The 20,685-nt window shown below is 72.7% G+C and carries 20 protein-coding genes; 11 read left to right on the top strand and 9 right to left on the bottom strand.

The genetic code is table 11. The features are described 5' to 3' along the window. Positions 1-62: 62 nt before the first annotated feature. The 4 genes from ACZ5VD_RS18455 to ACZ5VD_RS18440 are packed head-to-tail and all read left to right on the top strand — an operon-like array spanning position 63 to position 3,754. The gene (locus tag ACZ5VD_RS18455) at positions 63-1,004 is read left to right on the top strand and encodes a TauD/TfdA family dioxygenase (protein ID WP_468682718.1); all 942 of its coding nucleotides are present in this window, start codon (positions 63-65) and stop codon (positions 1,002-1,004) included. A gap of 2 nt (positions 1,005-1,006) precedes the next feature. Continuing rightward, entirely contained in the window at positions 1,007-1,348 is a 342-nt protein-coding gene (locus ACZ5VD_RS18450; protein ID WP_468548843.1) for a darcynin family protein, read from the top strand. Further along, positions 1,335-2,336 carry a ferritin family protein gene (locus tag ACZ5VD_RS18445; protein ID WP_468548842.1) on the top strand — a complete coding sequence of 334 codons (1,002 nt, stop codon included), beginning with the start codon at positions 1,335-1,337 and terminating at the stop codon, positions 2,334-2,336. The genes ACZ5VD_RS18450 and ACZ5VD_RS18445 overlap by 14 nt, the downstream gene beginning before the upstream one ends. After that, on the top strand, positions 2,333-3,754 hold the full coding sequence (locus tag ACZ5VD_RS18440) for an MFS transporter (RefSeq protein ID WP_468682717.1): 1,422 nt from the start codon (positions 2,333-2,335) through the stop codon (positions 3,752-3,754). Before ACZ5VD_RS18445 ends, ACZ5VD_RS18440 begins: the two co-directional genes overlap by 4 nt. A 58-nt stretch (positions 3,755-3,812) precedes the next feature. Here the strand turns inward: ACZ5VD_RS18440 and ACZ5VD_RS18435 are convergent, their stop codons facing one another. The 4 genes from ACZ5VD_RS18435 to ACZ5VD_RS18420 are packed head-to-tail and all read right to left on the bottom strand — an operon-like array spanning position 3,813 to position 7,091. After that, positions 3,813-4,745 carry an ABC transporter substrate-binding protein gene (locus tag ACZ5VD_RS18435; RefSeq protein ID WP_468682716.1) on the bottom strand — a complete coding sequence of 311 codons (933 nt, stop codon included), beginning with the start codon at positions 4,743-4,745 and terminating at the stop codon, positions 3,813-3,815. A gap of 11 nt (positions 4,746-4,756) precedes the next feature. Next, a complete protein-coding gene (locus tag ACZ5VD_RS18430; RefSeq protein ID WP_468682880.1) occupies positions 4,757-5,419 on the bottom strand; it encodes an ABC transporter permease in 663 nt (220 codons plus the stop codon). Continuing rightward, on the bottom strand, positions 5,419-6,060 hold the full coding sequence (locus ACZ5VD_RS18425) for an ABC transporter permease (RefSeq protein WP_468548839.1): 642 nt from the start codon (positions 6,058-6,060) through the stop codon (positions 5,419-5,421). The genes ACZ5VD_RS18430 and ACZ5VD_RS18425 overlap by 1 nt, the downstream gene beginning before the upstream one ends. Beyond that, positions 6,057-7,091 (bottom strand): ABC transporter ATP-binding protein, encoded by a 1,035-nt coding sequence (locus ACZ5VD_RS18420; protein ID WP_468548838.1) that lies wholly within the window; start codon positions 7,089-7,091, stop codon positions 6,057-6,059. The genes ACZ5VD_RS18425 and ACZ5VD_RS18420 overlap by 4 nt, the downstream gene beginning before the upstream one ends. 141 nt (positions 7,092-7,232) lie before the next feature. Between ACZ5VD_RS18420 and ACZ5VD_RS18415 the strand changes: the two genes are divergently transcribed. The 3 genes from ACZ5VD_RS18415 (at position 7,233) to ACZ5VD_RS18405 (ending at position 10,484) form a co-directional block, all read left to right on the top strand. Further along, positions 7,233-8,741 (top strand): aromatic amino acid ammonia-lyase, encoded by a 1,509-nt coding sequence (locus ACZ5VD_RS18415; protein ID WP_468682715.1) that lies wholly within the window; start codon positions 7,233-7,235, stop codon positions 8,739-8,741. Beyond that, the gene (locus tag ACZ5VD_RS18410) at positions 8,738-9,706 is read left to right on the top strand and encodes a MurR/RpiR family transcriptional regulator (RefSeq protein WP_468682714.1); all 969 of its coding nucleotides are present in this window, start codon (positions 8,738-8,740) and stop codon (positions 9,704-9,706) included. The genes ACZ5VD_RS18415 and ACZ5VD_RS18410 overlap by 4 nt, the downstream gene beginning before the upstream one ends. Positions 9,707-9,890: 184 nt before the next feature. Then, positions 9,891-10,484, top strand: coding sequence for a hypothetical protein (locus ACZ5VD_RS18405; protein ID WP_468548835.1), 594 nt, complete (start codon positions 9,891-9,893; stop codon positions 10,482-10,484). An 18-nt stretch (positions 10,485-10,502) separates the two neighbouring features. On the opposite strand, the gene ACZ5VD_RS18400 is transcribed toward ACZ5VD_RS18405, so the two are convergent. From ACZ5VD_RS18400 to ACZ5VD_RS18380, 5 genes are all read right to left on the bottom strand, one after another. Then, complete coding sequence (locus ACZ5VD_RS18400; RefSeq protein ID WP_468548834.1) at positions 10,503-10,877, bottom strand: roadblock/LC7 domain-containing protein; 375 nt, start codon at positions 10,875-10,877, stop codon at positions 10,503-10,505. A 20-nt stretch (positions 10,878-10,897) separates the two neighbouring features. Then, positions 10,898-11,419 (bottom strand): roadblock/LC7 domain-containing protein, encoded by a 522-nt coding sequence (locus tag ACZ5VD_RS18395; RefSeq protein WP_468548833.1) that lies wholly within the window; start codon positions 11,417-11,419, stop codon positions 10,898-10,900. 46 nt (positions 11,420-11,465) lie between these two features. Further along, positions 11,466-12,458, bottom strand: coding sequence for a hypothetical protein (locus ACZ5VD_RS18390; protein WP_468682713.1), 993 nt, complete (start codon positions 12,456-12,458; stop codon positions 11,466-11,468). Next, entirely contained in the window at positions 12,455-12,874 is a 420-nt protein-coding gene (locus tag ACZ5VD_RS18385; RefSeq protein WP_468682712.1) for a hypothetical protein, read from the bottom strand. The genes ACZ5VD_RS18390 and ACZ5VD_RS18385 overlap by 4 nt, the downstream gene beginning before the upstream one ends. A 169-nt stretch (positions 12,875-13,043) precedes the next feature. Then, the gene (locus ACZ5VD_RS18380; protein WP_468682711.1) at positions 13,044-14,423 is read right to left on the bottom strand and encodes a type III PLP-dependent enzyme domain-containing protein; all 1,380 of its coding nucleotides are present in this window, start codon (positions 14,421-14,423) and stop codon (positions 13,044-13,046) included. A gap of 172 nt (positions 14,424-14,595) precedes the next feature. On the opposite strand from ACZ5VD_RS18380, the gene hutU reads away from it, so the two are divergent. The 4 genes from hutU to hutI all read left to right on the top strand — a co-directional run bounded on the left by hutU (position 14,596) and on the right by hutI (position 20,565). After that, positions 14,596-16,278: a urocanate hydratase gene (gene hutU / locus ACZ5VD_RS18375; protein WP_468548829.1), complete on the top strand. Its 1,683-nt coding sequence runs from the start codon at positions 14,596-14,598 to the stop codon at positions 16,276-16,278. 419 nt (positions 16,279-16,697) lie between these two features. Continuing rightward, entirely contained in the window at positions 16,698-17,996 is a 1,299-nt protein-coding gene (locus ACZ5VD_RS18370; RefSeq protein ID WP_468682879.1) for an allantoate amidohydrolase, read from the top strand. Continuing rightward, on the top strand, positions 17,993-19,354 hold the full coding sequence (locus ACZ5VD_RS18365; protein ID WP_468682710.1) for a formimidoylglutamate deiminase: 1,362 nt from the start codon (positions 17,993-17,995) through the stop codon (positions 19,352-19,354). The genes ACZ5VD_RS18370 and ACZ5VD_RS18365 overlap by 4 nt, the downstream gene beginning before the upstream one ends. A gap of 38 nt (positions 19,355-19,392) precedes the next feature. After that, on the top strand, positions 19,393-20,565 hold the full coding sequence (gene hutI, locus ACZ5VD_RS18360; protein WP_468548827.1) for an imidazolonepropionase: 1,173 nt from the start codon (positions 19,393-19,395) through the stop codon (positions 20,563-20,565). Positions 20,566-20,685: the final 120 nt, after the last annotated feature.

Genomic DNA, 20,685 nt, shown 5'->3' with positions numbered 1-20,685 from the left:
ACGCACCACCCGAACACGCACACACCCGACACCCACGCAGATCCCAACTCATGGGGGATGAGATGAACGCTGCCCTGACCACTCGGAACAACCAGCGGACCCACAACGCCCTGCGGCTGACGTCCGTCGGCGACGGCATGATGATCGCCCCGAACCCCGGACACACCGCCGGCGCCTCCTTCGCCGCACTCTTCGACGCCGGACTCGACGGACTGCTGGCCGACGCCGGGCACCTCCTGATCCGCGGCTTCCAGCCCACGGTGGAGGACTTCAACGACCTGGTGCAGCAGTACAGTTCGCGCACCACGCTCGACCCCGCCCGCGTCTTCCACGGCTCCGCCGCGCAGAAGGTCGACTCCGGTCACGACCCGATCGGCCTGCACCTGGAGAACGGCGGCACGCCGTACGCGCCCGAACTGCTCTGGTTCCACTGCGTCAAGGCCGCCCGGTCCGGTTCCGAGACCACCGTCTGCGACGGCTACCGCGTCTGGGACGCGCTCTCCGACCGGGCCAAGGACGCCTTCGCCGCGCAGCCCGTCCGGTACGCCCGTACCGTGCCCGCCGAACTGTGGCGCCGCCTCGCCGCGTTCATGGCCGGCGACGGCCGCGGCCCCGACGACGTCTCCGTCGCCGACCTGTACGAGCAGGCCAACCCCGGCTCGACGGTGGAGTTCCGGGAGAACGCCGACGGCAGCCTGCACTACGACTACCAGGTGTACGCCGCCCACCCCACCAAGTGGTCCACGCGCACCGCCTGGGCCAACAGCCTGCTCGGCCCCTCCTTCAACTACGAGACGCCGGACATACGTTTCGCCGACGGCTCGCCCCTGCCCGACGACCTCGTCGCCGAGTACACGAAGGTCACCGAGGCCGTCACCGAGAACATCCCGTGGCAGGACGGGGACATCGTCCTGATCGACAACTCCCGGGTCATGCACGGCCGCCGCGCCATCACCGACCCCGACCGCACCATCCTCAACTCGCAGAGCTACGCCAGGAGCTGACCATGAACTACGGCATCGTCATCCGCTACCAGTTCGACGCCTCCTGGCTGCGGCTCACCCGCGAGGAGCGCGGCCGGTACGAGGAGGTCTTCCAGAAGGACATCGTCGCCCCGTACGCCGACCGGCTCACCGTCCGGCACTTCGACGCCGAGGCGTTCGCCGCCGACTACTCCGACTTCCTGCTGATCGAGACCGACGACCTGAAGGCCTACTACCACTTCGTCGAGGGGCTGCGGGACAGCGACTTCATCGCCCGCGGCTGGGTGCGCATCCACGACATCACCATCGGCGTCCCGGACGGCTACAAGGAGTACGAGAAGGAGCAGGCCCATGACCACGCCTGAACAGACCACGGCAGCCGGGCAGTTCGCGGACATCGCGGACGCGGTACGGGCCGAACTCGCCTCGGTGACCCGGCTCGCGCACGTCAACACCTTCCACCCGAACGCCTTCGACTGGTCCGAGGCCGCCACCCCGGACGAGCTGGCGTACCTGTCGACGGTCGCCTACGGAGAGAGCGGCCACGAGGCCGGGGCCGTCGCCTACATCACCAAGGAACTCGCCCAGCTGGCCGAGATCGAACGCCACGTCAGCGCGGTCATGGCCCTGGTCCTGGGGCAGCTCCACGACCTGCGCGACCCCGTCAACACGGGGCACGAACTGCACCACGCGCTCTCCTGCTTCGCGGCGGAGGAGATCCAGCACGCCAACACGTTCTACCGCTACGTCCGTGCGCTCACCGGCGTCGAACCCCGGGTGTACAAGTCCCTGTTCGACGAACGGCTCGACGTCTTCCGCACCGACGACCACCCCTATGTGAAGCTCGTCGCGCTGTGCTGCTCGGCCTACGTCGGCGAGTCCGTCATCACCGTCTTCGAGCACCGCACCGACAGCCTCGATCCCCGGCGCGACCGGTTCTTCACGCGCCTGCTGCACACCCACGGCCTGGACGAGGCCCGGCACGTCAAGATCGACCACGTGGCGATGAAGCTGCTCTACCCGGCGCTCACCGAGGACCAGCAGGCCCGGGTACGGGTGCTGCTCGCCGGGATCGAGGACCTCAACCGGCGGCTCGCGGCGGCCTTCCAGGAGGCGACGACCGAGGCGCTCGGCGTCGACTTCGTCACCGGGAACCCGTCCGCGGCCGTGCAGTTGAGGATGACGATCGGCTTCGGCGAGAGGCTGTTCGCGGCCGACGGCACCCTGCACACCGTCGACGAGGTGCTCGACGACGAACTGCGCGAGCTGATCACCGCGTTCGCCGGCGTCGGCCGCGTCCACCGCGCGGACGCGCCCCTGCTGTCCGCCACGGTCCCGGGGAGCGCGCTGTGACCTCCTCGGCGGTGGACGTGAGCCGTCCGGCGACCGCGCCGCGGGCCGGCGCCCTGGCGGGCCGGCTCGGTGTGGCCGCCGCGGTGCTCGCCCTGCTGCTCGCCGCGATGGACGCCACCGTCATGGGCACGGTCCTGCCCGACGTCCTCGCCGACGTCGGCGGCGGCTCGGGCGGCGGCTACGCCTGGCTGGTCTCCGGGTTCATGCTGGCGCAGGTCGCCGGCACCCCGCTGGCGGGCTGGATCGCCGACCGGCTCGACGACCGGGTGCTCGCGGTGGGCGCGACCCTGGCGTTTTTGGCCGCCTCCGCGGCGGCCGGGTTCGCCGGTTCGTTCGGGGCACTGGTGGCGGCCCGGGTCGTGCACGGCCTGGCCGCCGGCGCGCTCGTCGTCTCCAGCTATGTGCTCGTGGGGCGGCTCTACGGTCCCGAGCGCCGGGCGGCGGCCCAGGGCATGCTCAGCATGGTCTGGGGCATCGCCGCGGTGCTCGGTCCCGTCGTCGGCGCCGCGATCACCGGGGCCTGGGGCTGGCGCTGGGTGTTCTTCCTGAACGTGCCGCTGTGCGTCCTCGTCGTCCTGGCCGTGTCCCTCGCCCTGCCCGCCCGGCCGGGCAGGGCAGCGGGCGCCCCGGCACCCTCGCGGGGCTTCCCCGGCCTGGAGTACGCGCTGGTCACCAGCGGTTCCGTGCTCGTCCTCGCCGGTCTGCAGGGCTCCTCGCTCGGGCTCGGCGCGGTCGGCGGGACGGCGGCCGTGGTGGTCGGCCTCGGGGTGCTGGCGCTGCTGCGCCGCTTCGGCGGGGCGCTCGTGCCGCGGCAGGTCTTCGCCCGGACGCCCTCCGCGGGCGCCGCACTGGCCACCGTGGGGGCATGCGTGGTGATGTACGCGACGGTGACCGTCCTGCCGGTGCGGCTCGCCGCGCAGGGTGCCTCGACCACGAAGGTCGCCGTCGTCGTCGGGATCTCCGCGGTCGGCTGGGTGCTGGGCAGCGCGGTGACCGGGGGCATGGTCTCCAGGCGCGGCAACCGGCCGCCGATGGTCGTCGGCTCGCTGGCGCTGCTGGCCGGCACGGTGTGCAGCGCGACCGGGGTACTGCCCTGGCTGGCCGGGGCGACCGCGGGCCTGGGCACCGGCGCCGTCACCGCGGCGACGCTGGCCCTGCTCCAGGACCAGGCCCCCGTCGAGCAGCTCGGGGTGGCGACGTCCGCGGCGACCATGCTGCGCAACGTCGGCTCGGCGGTGGGTGTCAACGGCATCGCCGCGCTCACCGCCCTGCTGGCCGCCTCGTCCCACTCCGGGGCGACCGGACCGGCGGCCGGGAACTCCGGGGACGGTGCCTTCTGGGCGCTGACCGCCCTGGTCGTCCTGCTGGTCCTCGCGCCGGCGCTGACGGCGCCCCGGGAGCGGACGACCGTCCACTGACACGGGTACGGCGGGTCGGGGCCGCGGCCGGTTCGTCCGGTCGCGGCCCGCGGTGCGTTCACGCCAGTCCGTGCTGCTTCGCGTACGCGTTCGCCACGTTCTCCGGGTCCTTCTTGTCCTTGTCGACCTGGCGGTTGAGCTCGGTGAGCTGCTTCGTGGTGAGGATGTTGCCGAGTTCGGCGAGGGCCTTGCGGACCGTGGAGTCGGCCTTGCGGTCGGCGATGAGGGGGACGACGTGCTGGCCGGGGATGAGGTTCTTCGGGTCGGTGAGGACGACCCAGTCGTTGGCCACGATGTCGGTGTCGGTGGTGAAGAGGTTCGCCACGTCGACGTCGCCCTTCCGCAGGGCGCCCTTGACCAGCGGGCCGGAGGAGTCGAGGGACTTGAACTCCTTGAACTCCACTCCGTACACGTCCTTGAGGCCGACCGCGCCGACCTGGCGGGTCTTGACCTCGGGCGCGGCCCCGATGACCAGCTTGCCGTTCTGCTTGCTGAGGTCGGCCAGCGAGGTCAGCCCGTACTTCCTGGCGGTCTCCCGCGTGACGACGAAGGCGTCCGAGTCCTCGGCCATGCCGTACGGCAGCACCTGGAGGCCGGCCGGGAGGGCGACGGCGAGGGCGTTCTGCATCGCGCCCTCCTCGGTCGCCGTCGCCTTCGGGTCGAGGTAGTGCAGCAGGGCGCCCTGGTACTCGGGGAGGAGATCGATGTCGCCGCCCTTGAGGGCGGGGATGAGGATCTCGCGGGTGCCGAGGTTGGGGCGGACCTTCGTCTTCACACCGGCCTTTTCCAGGACGGCCGCGTACAAATAGCCCAGCACCTGGTTCTCGGTGAAGTTGGCGGTGCCGATGGTGACACCGCCCTTGCTGGAGCCGCTGCCGCCGGAGGTGGAGCCCTGGCTGTCGAGGGACGTGATGCCGCTGGAACAGGCGGAGAGGGCGGGGACGGTGACGGCCGCTCCGGCGAGAGCGCCGAGGAGGGTACGACGATTCATGGCGGGGTTCCCTAGGCGGTGCGGTGGCGGAAGAGGAAGCGCTGCAGGCCGGAGAGGGCCAGGTCGAGGACGACGGCCACGGCGGCTACCAGCACCGCGCCGCCGAGCACCTGGACCAGGTCGCGCTGGGCGAGTCCGTCGAAGACGTAGCGGCCCAGGCCCCCGAAGGAGACGTACGCGGCGATGGTGGCCGTGGCGACCACCTGGATCAGCGCGAGGCGCAGGCCGGTCATGATCAGCGGGAGGGCGAGGGGCAGTTCCACCTGGAAGAGGACCTGGTGGCCGCGCATGCCCTGGCCGCGGGCCGCGTCCTTCACGTCCGGGTCGACGGCGGTCATCCCGGCGTAGGTGTTGGTGACGATCGCCGGGACCGCGAGGGCGACGAGGGCGACGTACACCGGCAGCATCGACAGGCCGCCGGCCAGGAAGACCAGGACGACCAGGCCCACGGTCGGCAGGGCGCGGCCGAAGGACGCCAGGTTGATCGCGACGAAGGCGCCCCGGCCGGTGTGGCCGATCAGCAGGCCCAGCGGCAGGCCGATGGCGGTGGCGATGAGGGTGGCCAGCAGCGAGTACTGGAGGTGCTCGGCGAGGCGGTGGGCGATGCCGTCGGAGCCGGACCACACGGTGCCGTCGGTCAGCCAGCCGCCGAGGTTCTCGAAGAGTTCGTACATCAGGCTCGCCGCCTCTTCCACGGGGTGAGGACGTACTGGAGGGCGACCAGCAGGGCGTCCGCGACCACGGCGAGCAGGAGGGTGAGGACCACTCCGACGATCACCGGGGTCGGGTAGTTGCGCTGGAAGCCGTCGGTGAAGAGCTGGCCGAGGCCGCCGTCGCCGATGTAGGTCGCGACGGAGACCAGGGAGATCGACATGACCGTCGCGATCCGGACGCCCGCCATGATCACGGGGAGCGCGAGCGGGAGTTCGACGGTGAGGAGCGTGCGCAGGGGGCGGGTGCCCATCGCCTTCGCGGCCTCCTTCGTCCTGGCGGGCACCGAGTCGAGGCCCTCGACGGTGTTCCGCAGCAGCACGACCAGGGTGTAGACGGTCAGGCCGATGACGGTCGTGGTGCGGGTGAGGCCGCTGACCGGCAGCAGCAGCACGAAGATCGCGATCGACGGGATCGTGAACAGGACGTTCGACGCGCCGAGCAGGAAACCGCGCAGGAAACGGACCCGGTGGGCGACCACCGCGAGGGGAAGGCTGATCAGCAGGCCGAGGAGGACCGCGGTCAGGGCCGCCTGGAGGTGGGAGACCGTGAGGGTGGTGAGGTCGTCGGTGTGGCCGGATATCCACGACCAGTCGACGGTCATGCCGTGACCCGGGCATCCGTGTGCGCCCGGCCCGCGTGCTCGTGGATGTCGTCGCGGGAGGAGACGCCGGTGAGGACGCCGTCCGCGTCGACGCGGGCGATCAGGCCGGTGGGGGAGGCGACCGACTCGTCGAGTGCGGCCAGCAGGGAGTCGGTGTCCCTGAGCGGCCGTACGGGTATCTCGGCGTCCTTCGACGCCCAGTGCAGCGGCTTGCGTGCCGCGTCGAGGGTGAGGGTCCAGGTGCCGCCCTCGGGGGCCGGGCCCTGCGGGACGTCTGCGAGGGTCGTCAGCGAGAGCAGCTTGAGGCCGCGCTCAGCGCCGAGGAAGTCGGCGACGAAGTCGTCGGCCGGGCGGGCGAGGAGTTCGGCGGGCGCCGCGCACTGGACGAGGTGGCCGCCGGTGCGGAAGACCGCGATGCGGTCGCCGAGCCGGACCGCCTCGTCGATGTCGTGCGTGACGAAGACGATGGTCTTGTTCAACTCCTTCTGGAGTCTGAGCAGTTCGTCCTGGAGCTGGGCGCGGACGACCGGGTCGACCGCGCCGAAGGGCTCGTCCATGAGCAGGACCGGCGGGTCGGCGGCGAGCGCGCGGGCGACGCCGACCCGCTGCTGCTGGCCACCGGAGAGCTGGTGCGGGTAACGGCGGCCGGACTCGGCGGTGAGGCCGACGGTTTCGAGGAGTTCGGCCGCGCGGGCCCTCGCCCGGCGGCGGCCGTGGCCCAGCAGCAGCGGCACGGTGGCGATGTTGTCGAGCACCGTGCGGTGCGGGAAGAGGCCCGACTGCTGGATGACGTACCCGATGGAGCGGCGCAGTTCGGCCGCGTCCTGGCGGGTGACGTCCTTGCCGCCGACCCGGATGGTGCCGGAGGTCGGCTCCACCATCCGGTTGACCATGCGCAGGGTGGTCGTCTTGCCGCAACCGGAGGATCCGACGAGGACGGTCACGCCGCCTTCCGGCATCTCCAGGGAGAGATCGTGGACTGCTGTCGTGCCGTTGGGGAAGCGTTTGTGGACCGCGTCGAACTGGATCATGAGTTGTCCCTTGCCCGGCTGTATAACGTCATGCAGAGTTCTCCGTAACTGAATAGCTTGTCAACGGTTCGGTGTTAATCCGAGGTAACGGATGACCGAAGGGCAAGATCGAAAGTCCGCTTTGAGGGGAGTTTGTCCTTGATGTCGTCTCGGATCGTGGACAGGTCGACGGTCATGGGCTCCGGTCTCGTGGTCCTCGACGGGGTCGGGCTGGGCGTCGCGGACGTCGTGCGGCTCGCCGACGGCGCCGCACGGCCGGTCCCGGACAGCGAGGCGACACGACGGGTCGAGGGAGCCTGGGACGCCGCCCGCCGGATCGCCGCCACCGGCCGCGTCTACGGCCGCTCCACCGGCGTCGGCGCCAACCGGAACGAGGACGTGCCCACCGAGGCGGCCACCGAACACGGCCTGCGACTGCTGCGCAGCCACGCCGGCGCCATCGGCGAGGAACTCCCCGCCCGGCAGGTGCGCGCCATGCTCGCCGTCCGCGCCAACCAGCTGCTGGCCGGCGGCGCGGGCCTCAGGCCCACCGTCGTCACGGCCCTGTGCGAGGCCCTGGAGAGCGGCGCCCACCCGGTCGTCAACGAGTTCGGCTCGGTCGGCACCGGCGACATCGCCGCCCTCGCCCAGGCCGGCCTCGCCCTCGCCGGCGAACATCCCTGGCGGGGCGCGGGCGCCCCCGAACCGCAGCCCCTCGACAACAACGACGCCCTGGCCTTCATCAGCAGCAACGCCCTCACCCTCGGGCAGTCCGCCCTCGCCCTGCACGAACTGCGCGGACTCCTGGAGGCCACCCAGGTCGTCGGCGCCCTCTCCCTGCTCGCCGTCGACGGCTCGCACGAGGCCTACGCCGCTCCCGTGCACGCCGCCCGCCCGCACCGCGGCTCCAGCGAAGTCGCCCGCCTGATGCGGGAGTTGATCGGCGCCGCCGACCGGCCCACCCCACCGCTCGGCCGGATCCAGGACCCCTACGGCTTCCGCTGCCTGCCCCAGATCCACGGCCCGGCCCACGACGCGGCCGACGCCCTGGAAGAGGTGCTGCGGATCGAGATCAACGCCGCCGCCGAGAACCCCCTGATCTGCCCCGAGGACCTCGCCGCCTACCACCACGGCGGCTTCTACCAGGCCCAACTTGCCCTCGCCCTGGACCACTTCAGGCTGGCGATGACCCAGGTCGCACGACTGTCGACGTCCCGGCTGTCGTCCCTGAACGAGCCCGGCTTCACCCGGCTGCGGCCCTTCCTCGCCGACCCGGAGCCCGCCTCCTCCGGCGTGATGATCCTGGAGTACGCCGCCGGTGCCGCCCTCGGCGACCTGCGGGCCTTCTCCGCGCCCGCCTCCCTGGGGCACGCTGTACTCTCCCGGGGCGTCGAGGAACAGGCGAGCTTCGCCTCGCTCGCCGCCCGCCAGACACTGCGCGTGTGCGGCGCGTACCGTCTCGTCGTCGGCTGCGAACTCGTCGCCGCCGTCCGGGCGTTGCGGCAGCGCGGCCTCAAGCCCGAACCGGACCTTCCGGTCGGCCGGGCGCTGGAACTCGCCGAGTCACTGCTCGACGAGGACCCGGCCGACCGGCCGCTCACACACGACGTGACGGCCGCGGCCGCACTGCTCGACCGGTTCACGGAGATCTGGAGGGGGAGCGAGGCATGAGCGCGGACACGAAGACGGAGACGGGGACCGGCGTGGACACGGGGACGGGTGCGGACACGGGCAGGGGCGCCGGGGCGGGTGCGGTGAACGGGGGTGGCGGCGCGGGCGCGCCGGACGGGCGCGGGGCCCTGCCGGAGAGTCCGGCCGCCCGGCTGCAGGCGCTGTTCGAGGGGCACCGGCTGACGCCGACCCAGCGGCGCATCGCGCACAGCATGGTGCGGCGGGCCGCCGACGTGCCGTTCCTGTCCAGCGTGGAGCTGGCCGAACTGGCCGGGGTCAGCCAGCCCTCCGTCACCCGCTTCGCGGTCGCCCTCGGCTTCGACGGCTACCCCGCCCTGCGCAAGCACCTGCGCGAGGTCGCGCCCGCCGAACAGAGCGCGGCCGCCGCGTCGTACAACGAGTACCAGCAGGCCGTCGAGGCCGAGATCGAGAACCTGAAGCACCTCGCGGAGGTGCTGGCCGACCCGCGCCCCCTGCGGAAGGCGGGACGGCTGCTCGCCGCCTCCCGCCCGCTCCCCGTGCTCGGCCTGCGGGCCGCGGCCTCCCAGGCGTACGGCTTCGCCTACTTCGCCGCCAAGGTCCATCCGGACGTACGGCTGCTCAACGAGGGCGGCACGATGATCCACGACCGGATCGACGCCGCCGTCCGCGCGGGCGCCTCGACCCTGCTGTGCTTCGCGCTGCCCCGGCATCCGCGCGAGGTCGTGGACACGCTGGCGTACGCGAAGGAGGCGGGACTGACCGTCGTCACGGTCGCCGACTCCGCGTTCGCGCCGGTCGCCAAGGTGTCCGACCTGCTGCTGCCGGCGGCCGTCGGCACCGGGCTCGCCTTCGACACCGCCTGCGCGCCGATGCTGCTGGGCCGGGTCCTGCTGGAGGCGATGTGCGACGACCTGCCGGACGCGCAGGCCCGGCTGGAGGAGTTCGACGCGGGGGCGGCGGCACGGGGGCTGTTCGTGGAGTGACGGGGTTGCCGGGGTTGCCGGAGCTGGGGGACTGACGGGACTGATGGGGTCGAGGGGCGTCGGGGCGGCTCGGGTGTCCTCCACGACGTGTCTCGTGGGCTCTAAGACTCGTCTCACTTTCGCTCGCTAATCTGCGCGACCGAGAGAGTGCCGGTACTGGGATCGGGACGTCGAGGAGGCGGACGTGGCACGCGGAGTTCGCGGAGGTCAAGGACTGGCCCGGGTGGCCGTCGTCGTACGGGCGGGAGCCGCGCCGATGTGGTGGCTCGGCGTGTTCGCGGCGGGCATCGGTGTGCTGGTGCCGGGGGTCACGGGCCGGCGGATCGGGGTGATGGCCGGCGCGGTGCTGTTCCTGCTGGCCACGGCCTTCGTCGCGTACCGCGGGCGCCGGCGGTTCGTCGCGCTGGCGCGCCCGGCCGTGCGCGCGGGGAAGCACGACGTGCTGCAGGACCGCGCGGTGAGCGCGCGCGCCTGGCGCCGGGGACACCGCTGGTGGCTGCTGCTGGCCTTCGCCGCCGCGCTGGGCAGCGCGTTCGCGGTGCCCGCCGCGGGCGGCATGCTGCTCGCCGGGTGCGGGGCGGGGCTGTGGCTGAAGGCCGGCTGGCTCGGGAGGCACGAGCGGGCCGGGGACGCGCTGCTGTGGGTGCGCGTCGACTGGCTCGCCGCGAACGGCGGACGCCCGGCCGGGAAGACCGTCAAGGCCTACCGCAGTACGGGCATCGCGGCCGGCGACGCGGCTCCGGGGGGAGCACGCCGCCGCACCGCGGCCCTCGTCTAGTGGGACCTCCGGTTTCTCTCAGACCTCGAGGTCTTCCTCGATCTTCTTCAGTTGGTGCCGGGCCATCGCGAGGTTGGCCCGCTTGGCGTCCAGGACCAGATAGATGAACAGCCCGTTGCCGCCGCGCCCGGCGATCAGCCGGAGCAGGTGGTACTGGTCGGACAGGGTGATCAGGATGTCCTCGATCTGGCCTTTGAGCCCGAGGTGTTCCATGGTGCGGAGCTTGGCGCGGACGACGTCGGTGTTGCCGGCGGCGGCGACGTTGAGGTCGAAGCTCTTGCTGCCGCCCATCGTGCCCAGCGCCATACCGCTGGTGTAGTCGACGAGTGCGACGCCGGTGGCACCCTCGATGGAGGCGAGTGCTTCCTTGAGTGTGGTTTCGGTATTGGCCATGACTGTTCCCTCGGTTCCTCTCAACTTTCGGTGACGGTGGTGCGTGCCACTGCTGGTGCAGTGGGCGTTTCGGTGGCTGGGGTGCGGGTGTCCGCGGGCTTGGCGCGGGTGGTGCGGGCGGCCCTGGTGCGGGGGGCGGTCGGCTTCGCGGGAGGCTTCGGCGGGGGTGCCGCCGTGGCATCGACGAGCTCGCCGATCCGGGCGCCCGCCCGCCGGCCCTCCAGGTGCAGGCGGCCCACGTTGACGCGGTCCTGGGCGAGCAGCGTCAGCACGGCGCCGTGGCCCGCCGCGTACGTCGCGACGTAGCCGTACACCCCCCGGACGACCAGCTCGCGGAAGTCCCCCTGCCCGGTGGCGTCGGCCAGTTGGGTGGCGAGGCCGCGGGCGGTCGCGGCCAGCGCGGCCACGTTCTCCGGGGCGACGCCGGGGGTGTCCTGGGCCAGGACGAGACCGTCGGCGTCGGCCGCGAGGGCACCGGTGAGCTGCGGCACGCGGGCTCTGAGCCGGCGTAACTCCTCCAGGATGTCGGGCTCCGCTGCCATCAGGCTTCTCCTCTCGGCGCGGGTCCGCTGCTGCTGCCGCTGCCGTTCAAAGGGCCTCCAACGCATCCCTGAGCCTCTTCAGCAGCGTGACGTGGGGATCGATGACCTCGGCCGGGATCCCTGCGAGCGGGTCGGGCGCTTGCGGCGCACGGGGTGGGGCGGGTGGAACGGGTGGAACGGGCGGGGGCGGTGGCAGATGCGGCGAGACGATGCCGGCCGCGGCCAGTCGCCGTATGTCCACGAGCGTGTGGAACGCGGGCCGGCCCAGTTCCCGCGCGATGTCCGTCGCCGTCCGTACGTCGTCCAGCTCGGCCAGGACGGCCCGCTGGCGGGCGGTGGGCGCCGGGGGAGCGGCGCGGTGTGCCCGGGTCAGCGGCTTCTCGTCGGTGGCCGGGTCGGGCCAGATGCGGTGCAGCAGGTCCCGGCGGCGCAGGGTCTCCCGCTCCAGGGCGGCCACCGGCACGGGGCACCCGCAGTCGAGCCCCGATCCGGTCACCGGTCCGAGCCCCGGTCCCAGCCCCGGCCCGGTCGTCGGGCCCTGTTCCCCCCTGCCGTCCGCTCCGGTCCCGTCGTCCGTTCCGGTCCCGTCGTCCGTCCCGCTCTCGGTGTCGTCCTCGGTGCTGTAGCGGAAGCGGCCCGGGGTGCTGCTGGGCGCGAGGGCGAAGTACGCGGCGTCGTACAGCGCGACGAGCCGGCACACCTCCAGCGTGCCCGGGGCGAGGAGCCCGCCGTCGACCAGCAGGTGCCCGGCGCGGTGCCGGTCGCCGGTCTCGGCCAGCGCCTGCCGCCAGGTGCCGACGTCCAGGGTGCCGCGCGCGGTGAGCAGGATGTCCAGGCCGGGGGCGGACGGACTGTCGGCGTGCACCACCCGGCCCTCGGTGAGATGGAGCGAGCCGCGCTCGCGGACCAGGACGCCGGTGGCCTTCTCGGCGGCGAGCCGGGTCAGCATCGGTGAGACGCCGCCCCAGCCCCGGTCCCGGGCCGCCGCCTTGTCCCGCACCGGCAGCCGGGGCGGTGGAGTGGTCTGCACGGCGGTCACCCCAGCACCAGCCGTCCGGCCATCTCGCCCAGCCGGATGCGGGCCAGCGCGAGATTGCCTTCCGAGCGGGCCAGCCACAGGTGCAGACACACACTGCTGTCGAAGGACGTCCGCACGAACCGCAGCACGTGGTAGCTGTCCCGGTTGCTGATGATCAGGTCCTCGACCGGTGGACCGGTGCCCTCCTCGTCGGGGTCGGCGGCGCCGTCCCCGGGGCCGCTGTCGGGGGCGAAGGCGTGCTGCTCGGCGGCGAGCCGGGCGAGCTCGGCGGCCTCGACCGCGGCCGTCTCCTGGTCGCCGCCGGGGGACTCCCCGACCACGCCCAGCGCCAGCCCGCTCATCCAGTCGACCAGCGCGGCGCCCCGGGCACCGGGCAGTCGCATGGCTTCGAGCAGGCACTCGTCGATTCCGGGCACCGTGGCTCCCCTCCCGCCCTTGGTTCGGCTGAGTGACGCCGAAGCTACGCAACGTGTGCGTGACGGGTGAGGGTTCTGGCATTTTCCGGTGGAACATGCGGCGAGTGACTAAGGTGGGTCAACTTGCCTTGTTTTCAGACAAGTTGATCACCAGATTCACCGGCTCGTGTCAACGGCGCCCGGGTGCGTGAAGGGTGGGGAGCGAGGCGGCGTACGCTCCTCCGGACTCGGCCACGATCTCCTCCACGGTCTGCTCCTCCCGCACGGTCGCGAAGGCGGTGCCCCCGGCCCCGTCCGGCACGAAGCCGTGGATCGCGGGCCGGGCCAGGGAGTTGTACGCGTAGTGGTGCGCGAAGTAGTACGCGCCCGTGTCCAACGCCGCCGCGTAGTCGCCCTGTTCGAGGAGCGGCAGCGGATATGCCCGGGCCAGCAGGTCGCCCGCGAAACAGGCGGGCCCGGCCACGTCCTGCACCACCTCGGGCCCCTCCTTGGTCCGTCCCTTGCCGTCGTACGCGGCGATCCGCAGCGGCCACGCCTCGGGCGCGTACACCGTCCGCGCCGCCACCTGTACGCCCGCGTGCGTCACCGCGACCGGCCGTCCGCCCGCGCTCTTGGCGTACTCGACCCGCGCCACCACCGTCCCGTGCTTCGCCAGCAGCGACCGGCCGAACTCGGTCACCAGCCCGTACCGCCCGTCGAACAGCCCGGGCACGGTCTCCTTCAGGACGCGCGCGTACTCCGCGTACGTCGGTGCCGTCACGTCCGACGCGAAGTTCACCGGCAGCCCGCCGCCGATGTCGATGGTGTCGATCTGCGGTCGCCCGATCCGCCGGTTGATCTCCTCCGCGAGCGCGTACGTGGCCGCCACCCCCTCGGCCATCAGCGCCAGCGGCACGCCCTGCGACCCGGTGTGCGCGTGCAGCCGGGACAGCCAGGGGCGCTCCGCGTACGCCCGCACCACCCACTCGCGCGCCCCCTCGTCCCGCAGCGCCACCCCGAACTTCGAGGTCGCCGTCGCGGTCGACAGGGCCTCGATGGACCCCGCCCCCACCTGCGGATTCACCCGGATCCCCAGCGGGGAGCGACTGACCGCCGACCGCATGAGCCCGTCGATGCGGTCCAGCTCCTGCGGGTTGTCGGCGTTGACGGCGATCCCCAGCGCCAGCGCCTCCCGCAGTTCGGCCGGCGTCTTCGCGGGCGAGTCCAGTACCGTCCGGCCCGGCGACAGCCCCGCCGCCCGCGCCAGCGCCAGCTCGCCCGGGCTCGCCACCTCCGCGCCGATCCCCTCCTCCCGCAGCAGCCGCAGTACCGGCACCAGCGGGGCCGCCTTCACCGCGAAGGCGTGCAGCACAGGCGTGCCCGGCGCGGTGACCTCGTCGAAGGCCGCCCTGAGGGCCGCGGCCGACGCCCGGATGCCGGTGACGTCGAGCAGGCCGACGATGGGGGAGGCCGGCCCGAGCAGTCCCTGCTCCACGGCCGCACGCACCGCGTCGTCCCGGCGGGCGACCCCGTCGCCGTCCTGGGTGTGAGCGTCGATTCCGTTGACCACTGGGTCCCCTGTCGTCTCGTTGTCCGCGTTCGGCTGCCCAGGCGTCCGGCACCTGTGGATCCAGCCAAACACCCACGGCCCGGCCCTGCCGACCGACCCCCCCTATTGACTAGCTCTATTCATGAAGTCAGGATGTGAATAACGTCAGCAACAATCCGCTGGGAGGCAGACCATGTCAGGACCCCGCCCCGTCCGAGCACCGCGCGGTACGGAACTGAGCGCCCTGGGATGGCAGCAGGAAGCCGCCCTGCGGATGCTGCAGAACAACCTGGACCCCGAGGTCGCCGAGCACCCCGACAAGCTCGTCGTCTACGGCGGCACCGGCAAGGCGGCCCGCGACTGGCGCTCCTTCGACGCCATGGTCCGCACCCTGCGCACCCTGAAGCAGGACGAGACGATGCTCGTCCAGTCCGGCCGCCCCGTCGGCGTCATGCAGACCCACGAGTGGGCCCCGCGCGTCCTCATCGCCAACTCCAACCTCGTCGGCGACTGGGCCAACTGGGAGGAGTTCCGCCGCCTGGAGGCCCTCGGCCTGACCATGTACGGCCAGATGACCGCCGGCTCCTGGATCTACATCGGCACCCAGGGCATCCTCCAGGGCACCTACGAGACCTTCGCCGCCGTCGCCGCCAAGCTGCACTCGATGGGTAAGGGGGGCGACGGCAGCCTCGCCGGGACCATCACCCTCACCGCCGGCCTCGGCGGCATGGGCGGCGCCCAGCCCCTCGCCGTGACCATGAACGACGGCGTCGCGATCTGTATCGACGTCGACCCGCGTGCCATCGAGCGCCGCATCGAGCACCGGTACCTGGACGTCCGCGCGGACTCCCTGGAGCACGCCCTCCAGCTCGCCGTCGAGGCCCGCGACGCCCGCCGCCCGCTCTCCATCGGCCTCCTGGGCAACGCCGCCGAGCTGCTCCCGCGCATGCTCGCCGAGAGCGCCCCCATCGACATCGTGACCGACCAGACCTCGGCCCACGACCCCCTCGCCTACCTGCCCATCGGCATCGACTTCGACGACATGGCCGACGCCGCCGCCAAGGACCCGGCGGGCTTCACCACCCGCGCCCGCGAGTCCATGGCCCGGCACGTCGAGGCCATGGTCGGCTTCATGGACGCCGGTGCCGAGGTCTTCGACTACGGCAACTCGATCCGCGGCGAGGCCCAACTCGCCGGATACGACCGCGCGTTCGCCTTCCCCGGCTTCGTCCCCGCCTACATCCGCCCGCTGTTCTGCGAGGGCAAGGGCCCCTTCCGCTGGGCCGCCCTGTCCGGCGAGGCGTCCGACATCGCGAAGACCGACAAGGCGATCCTCGACCTCTTCCCGGAGAACGAGTCGCTGCACCGCTGGATCAAGCTGGCCGGCGAACGCGTCCACTTCCAGGGGCTGCCGGCGCGCATCTGCTGGCTCGGCTACGGCGAGCGGGACAAGGCCGGCGAGCGGTTCAACGACATGGTGGCGAGCGGTGAGCTGGCCGCGCCCCTCGCGATCGGCCGCGACCACCTCGACTGCGGGTCGGTGGCGTCCCCCTACCGGGAGACCGAGGCCATGCTGGACGGCTCCGACGCGATCGCCGACTGGCCGCTGCTGAACGCGATGGTGAACGTCGCGTCCGGGGCGTCGTGGGTGTCCCTCCACCACGGGGGCGGTGTCGGCATGGGGCGGTCCATCCACGCCGGGCAGGTCTCGGTCGCCGACGGCACGAAGCTCGCGGGCGAGAAGATCCGCCGGGTACTCACCAACGACCCCGGTATGGGCGTCATCCGGCACGTCGACGCCGGGTACGACATCGCGGAGTCGGTCGCCGACGAGCGGGGCGTCCGGGTTCCTATGCGCGAGGGTGATGAGGCGTGACCCTTCCGCGAGACGAGCGGGGCGGCAGCCGTCCGGTGGGGGGCGGGCTCTCGTCGCCGCCCACGGGTCCGGCTGTGCCCACCCTCCCCCACTCTCCACTTCGTTCGAGCGGGGAAACCCCCATCGCCCCGCGGCCCGGCGGTGGCTCGCAGCCTGACGGGAGCGCGCTGCCTGGCGGCGGCGCCGAGGCTGGTGGCGGCGTGCAGCCCGGCGGTGGCTTGCGGCCCGGTGGTGGTGCGGGACTTGGCGGAGGCCCGCAGCCTGGTGGCGGCGCCGAGCCTGTTGGCGGCCCGCAGGCCGGCGGTGCTGCCGGGGCTGGTGGTGGTGTGGCCGCGCGGGGTATCGCCGAGGCCGGGCGGTCTGTGGGAGCGAGCGGGGGTGCGGAGCTTGGACGGGCTTCGGGGTCGGGTGAGCGCGGGCTGCCTGGAGGCGGGGCCGGTGCCGATGGCCTCGTACCGTCCGGTGCCTCCTTTCAGGAGATGTGGCGGGAGTTGCGGCCCATCGGCCGGCACCCTGATTCCGGTGGGTACCGGCGCTTCGCCTGGACCGGTGCGGATGCCGAGTGCCGGGAGTGGTTCAGGGCGCAGGCCGAGGCGCGGGGGCTGGTCCACGAGGTGGACCGGAACGGGAACCAGTGGGCCTGGCTGGGCGACCCGGCCGCCGGGGACGCCGTCGTCACCGGGTCCCATCTCGACTCCGTGCCCGACGGCGGGGCCTTCGACGGGCCCCTCGGAGTCGTGTCCTCGTTCGCCGCGCTCGATGAACTGCGCGCACGGCGGGTCACGTTCACCAGGCCGCTCGCCATCGTGAACTTCGGGGACGAGGAGGGGGCCCGGTTCGGGCTCGCCTGCGTCGGTTCGCGGCTGGCCGCCGGGCAGCTCACCCTGGAACAGGCGCACCAGCTGACCGACGGGGAGGGGATCACGCTCCCGCGGGCCATGGAGGCCGCCGGGTACGACCCCGACGGCATCGGTCCCGACCCGGAGCGGCTCGGGCGGATCGGCGCCTTCGTGGAACTGCACGTCGAGCAGGGACGGGCGCTCGACCTCAGCGGCGACCGGGTCGGCATCGCCAGCGCCATCTGGCCGCACGGGCGGTGGCGGTTCGACTTCCGGGGCGAGGCCAACCATGCCGGCACCACCCGGCTGGTGGACCGCCGCGACCCCATGCTGTCGTACGCCGAGACCGTGCTCGCCGCCCGCCGCGAGGCTCGACTCGCCGGTGCGGTCGCCACCTTCGGCAAGATCGTCGTCGAACCGAACGGCGTCAACGCCATCCCCTCCCTGGTGCGCGGCTGGCTCGACTCCCGCGCCGCCGACCAGGAGTCCCTGGACACGGTGGTGAGCGGGGTGGAGAGCGCCGCCCGCGAGTACGCCGCCGTCCACGGCGTCGACCTGGACGTCGTCCGGGAGTCCTTCACGTCCGTCGTCGAGTTCGACCACGCGCTGCGGGACGAACTCGCCCGCATCCTGGGCAGGGACAGCGGCAGGAACAGCGGCGGGGGCGACGGCCGGAACCTCGACCTGAAGGTCCCCGTCCTCGGTACCGGTGCCGGACACGACGCCGGAATCCTCTCCGGGACGATCCCGACCGCCATGCTGTTCGTGCGCAACCCCACCGGCGTCTCGCACTCCCCGGCCGAGTACGCGGCGGAGGACGACTGCACGGCCGGAGTGACCGCACTCGCCGACGTACTGGAAGGGCTGGCCTGTAGGTGACCCACCCCGACACGCGGACGTACTGGCTGGAGCACGCCTGGCTCGACACCCACGTCGAGCCGGGGGTGGCCGTGGAGGTCCAGGACGGCCGTATCACCGCCGTCCGTGAGGACGTCCCCACCCCGCCGCCCGGAGCCGAGATCCTCCGCGGGCTGACCCTCCCCGGCCTGGCGAACACCCACTCGCACGCCTTCCACCGGGCCCTGCGCGGCACCGTCCAGGTCGGTTCCGGCACCTTCTGGACCTGGCGCGAGGTCATGTACGCGGTGGCCGACCGGCTGACCCCGGAGACCTACCACGCGCTCGCCCGCGCGGTGTACGCGGAGATGGCGCTGGCCGGCGTCACGGCCGTCGGCGAGTTCCACTATCTGCACCACGCCCCCGGCGGCACTCCCTACGCCGACCCGAACGCGATGGGCGAGGCCCTCCTCGACGCCGCCGCCGAAGCCGGTGTCCGTATCACCCTCCTCGACACCGCCTACCTGTCCTCGGCCATGCTGAACCGGCATCGCGGGCAGCCGCCCAACGCCCACCAGCTCCGCTTCTCCGACGGCAGCGCGGACGCCTGGGCGGAACGCTGTTCCGTTCTCAAGGACCGGGATCACGCGCGGATCGGGGCCGCCATCCACTCCGTACGGGCCGTGCCCGCGGGGCAGTTGGCGACGGTGGCCCGGTGGGCCCAGGAGCGGCGGGCCCCGCTCCATGTGCACCTGTCCGAGCAGACCGCCGAGAACGACGCCTGCCAAGAGGCGTACGGCCGCACGCCGACGCAGCTCCTCGCCGACCACGGGGTGCTGGGCCCGCGCACCACCGGCGTCCACAACACGCACCTCACGGACGAGGACATCGCGCTGCTGGGCGACTCCGGCACCGGCACCTGCATGTGCCCGACGACCGAACGGGACCTCGCCGACGGCATCGGGCCCGCGGTCGCCCTCCAGAGAGCGGGCTCCCCGCTCTCCCTCGGCTCCGACAGCCACGCCGTCATCGACCTGTTCGAAGAGGCACGCGCGATGGAGCTCAACGAGCGCCTGCGCACCCGCACCCGCGGCCACTGGACCGCCGCCGCACTGCTGCGGGCCGCTTCCGCCGACGGTCACGCGGCCCTCGGCTGGGGCGAGGCGGGCACCATCGAGCCCGGCGCGCTCGCCGACCTCACGACGATCGCGCTCGACTCGGTCAGAACGGCGGGGCCGCTGCCCAGGCTCGGCACCGAGACGGCCGTATTCGCGGCGACGGCAGCGGACGTACGGCACACGATCGTGGGCGGGCGGCAGGTCGTCCGCGACGGCGTGCACACGCTCGTACCCGATGTGGCGCGGGCGCTGACGACCGCCGTCGAAGCCCTTCGCGCCTGACAAGCCCTCCGCGCCCGACGACCACCCACGAGGACGCCATGAGCAGCACTGTCATCACCAACATCGCCACGCTGGTCACCAACGACTCCTCTCTAGGCGACGGTTCTTCTCTCGGTCTGGTCCAGGACGCGGCCGTCGTCATCGACGGCGACCGCATCGCGTGGACCGGTGAATCAAGCAAAGCACCCGCCACTGACAATCGGTTCGACGCCGCCGGCCGCGCGGTCCTCCCCGGCTTCGTCGACTCCCACTCCCACCTCGTCTTCGCGGGCGACCGCACGCAGGAGTTCAACGCCCGCATGTCCGGGCGCTCGTACACCGCCGGCGGCATCCGTACGACGGTCGCGGCGACCCGCGCGGCGAGCGACGCCGACCTCGAACGCACCCTCACCCGCTACCTCGCCGAGGCCCTCCGCCAGGGCACGACCACCTTCGAGACCAAGTCCGGCTACGGCCTGACGGTCGAGGACGAGTCCCGCGCCCTGCGCATCGCGGCCCGGCACACCGACGAGGTCACCTACCTCGGCGCCCATATCGTCTCGCCCGAGCACGCCGACGACCCCGCCGCGTACGTGGCCCTCGTGACCGGCGAGATGCTCGACGCCTGCGCCCCGTACGCCCGTTGGATCGACGTCTTCTGCGAGAAGGGCGCGTTCGACGGCGACCAGGCCCGCGCGATCCTGACCGCGGGCAAGGCGAAGGGCCTGCACCCGCGCATCCACGCCAACCAGCTGTCCTACGGCCCCGGCGTCCAGCTCGCCGTCGAACTGGACGCGGCCAGCGCCGACCACTGCACGCACCTGACGGACGCGGACGTCGATGCGCTGGCGGGCAGCCGTACGGTCGCCACGTTGCTCCCCGGCGCCGAGTTCTCCACGCGTGCCGAGTGGCCCGACGCCCGCCGCCTCCTCGACGCGGGGGTCACGGTCGCCCTGTCCACCGACTGCAACCCCGGTTCGTCGTTCACCTCCTCCGTCCCGTTCTGCATCGCCCTCGCGGTACGGGACATGGGGATGACGCCGGACGAGGCGGTGTGGTCGGCGACGGCGGGCGGCGCGCGGGCGCTACGGCGGGAGGACGTCGGCCGTCTCACGCCGGGGGCGTACGCCGACCTGACCCTGCTCGACGCCCCGAGCCATGTCCATCTGGCCTACCGGCCGGGGGTGCCGCTGGTCAGCGGGGTGTGGCGGAGGGGCACACGCGAGGCCTGAACGGCCCGCGGCTTGAGGCGCCTGCCTGCCTGCTGCCCTGCTGTCGTGCGTACCCCGTGGAGCCCGCGTGTGGAGCCCGCGACGCACGAAAACAGGGCCGAGCGCACGATCGAGAATGCC

The organism is Streptomyces sp. NPDC032822, assembly GCF_055578825.1.
The sequence above is the reverse complement of the archived record's forward strand: the minus strand, read 5'-3'. Positions and strand labels throughout refer to the sequence as shown.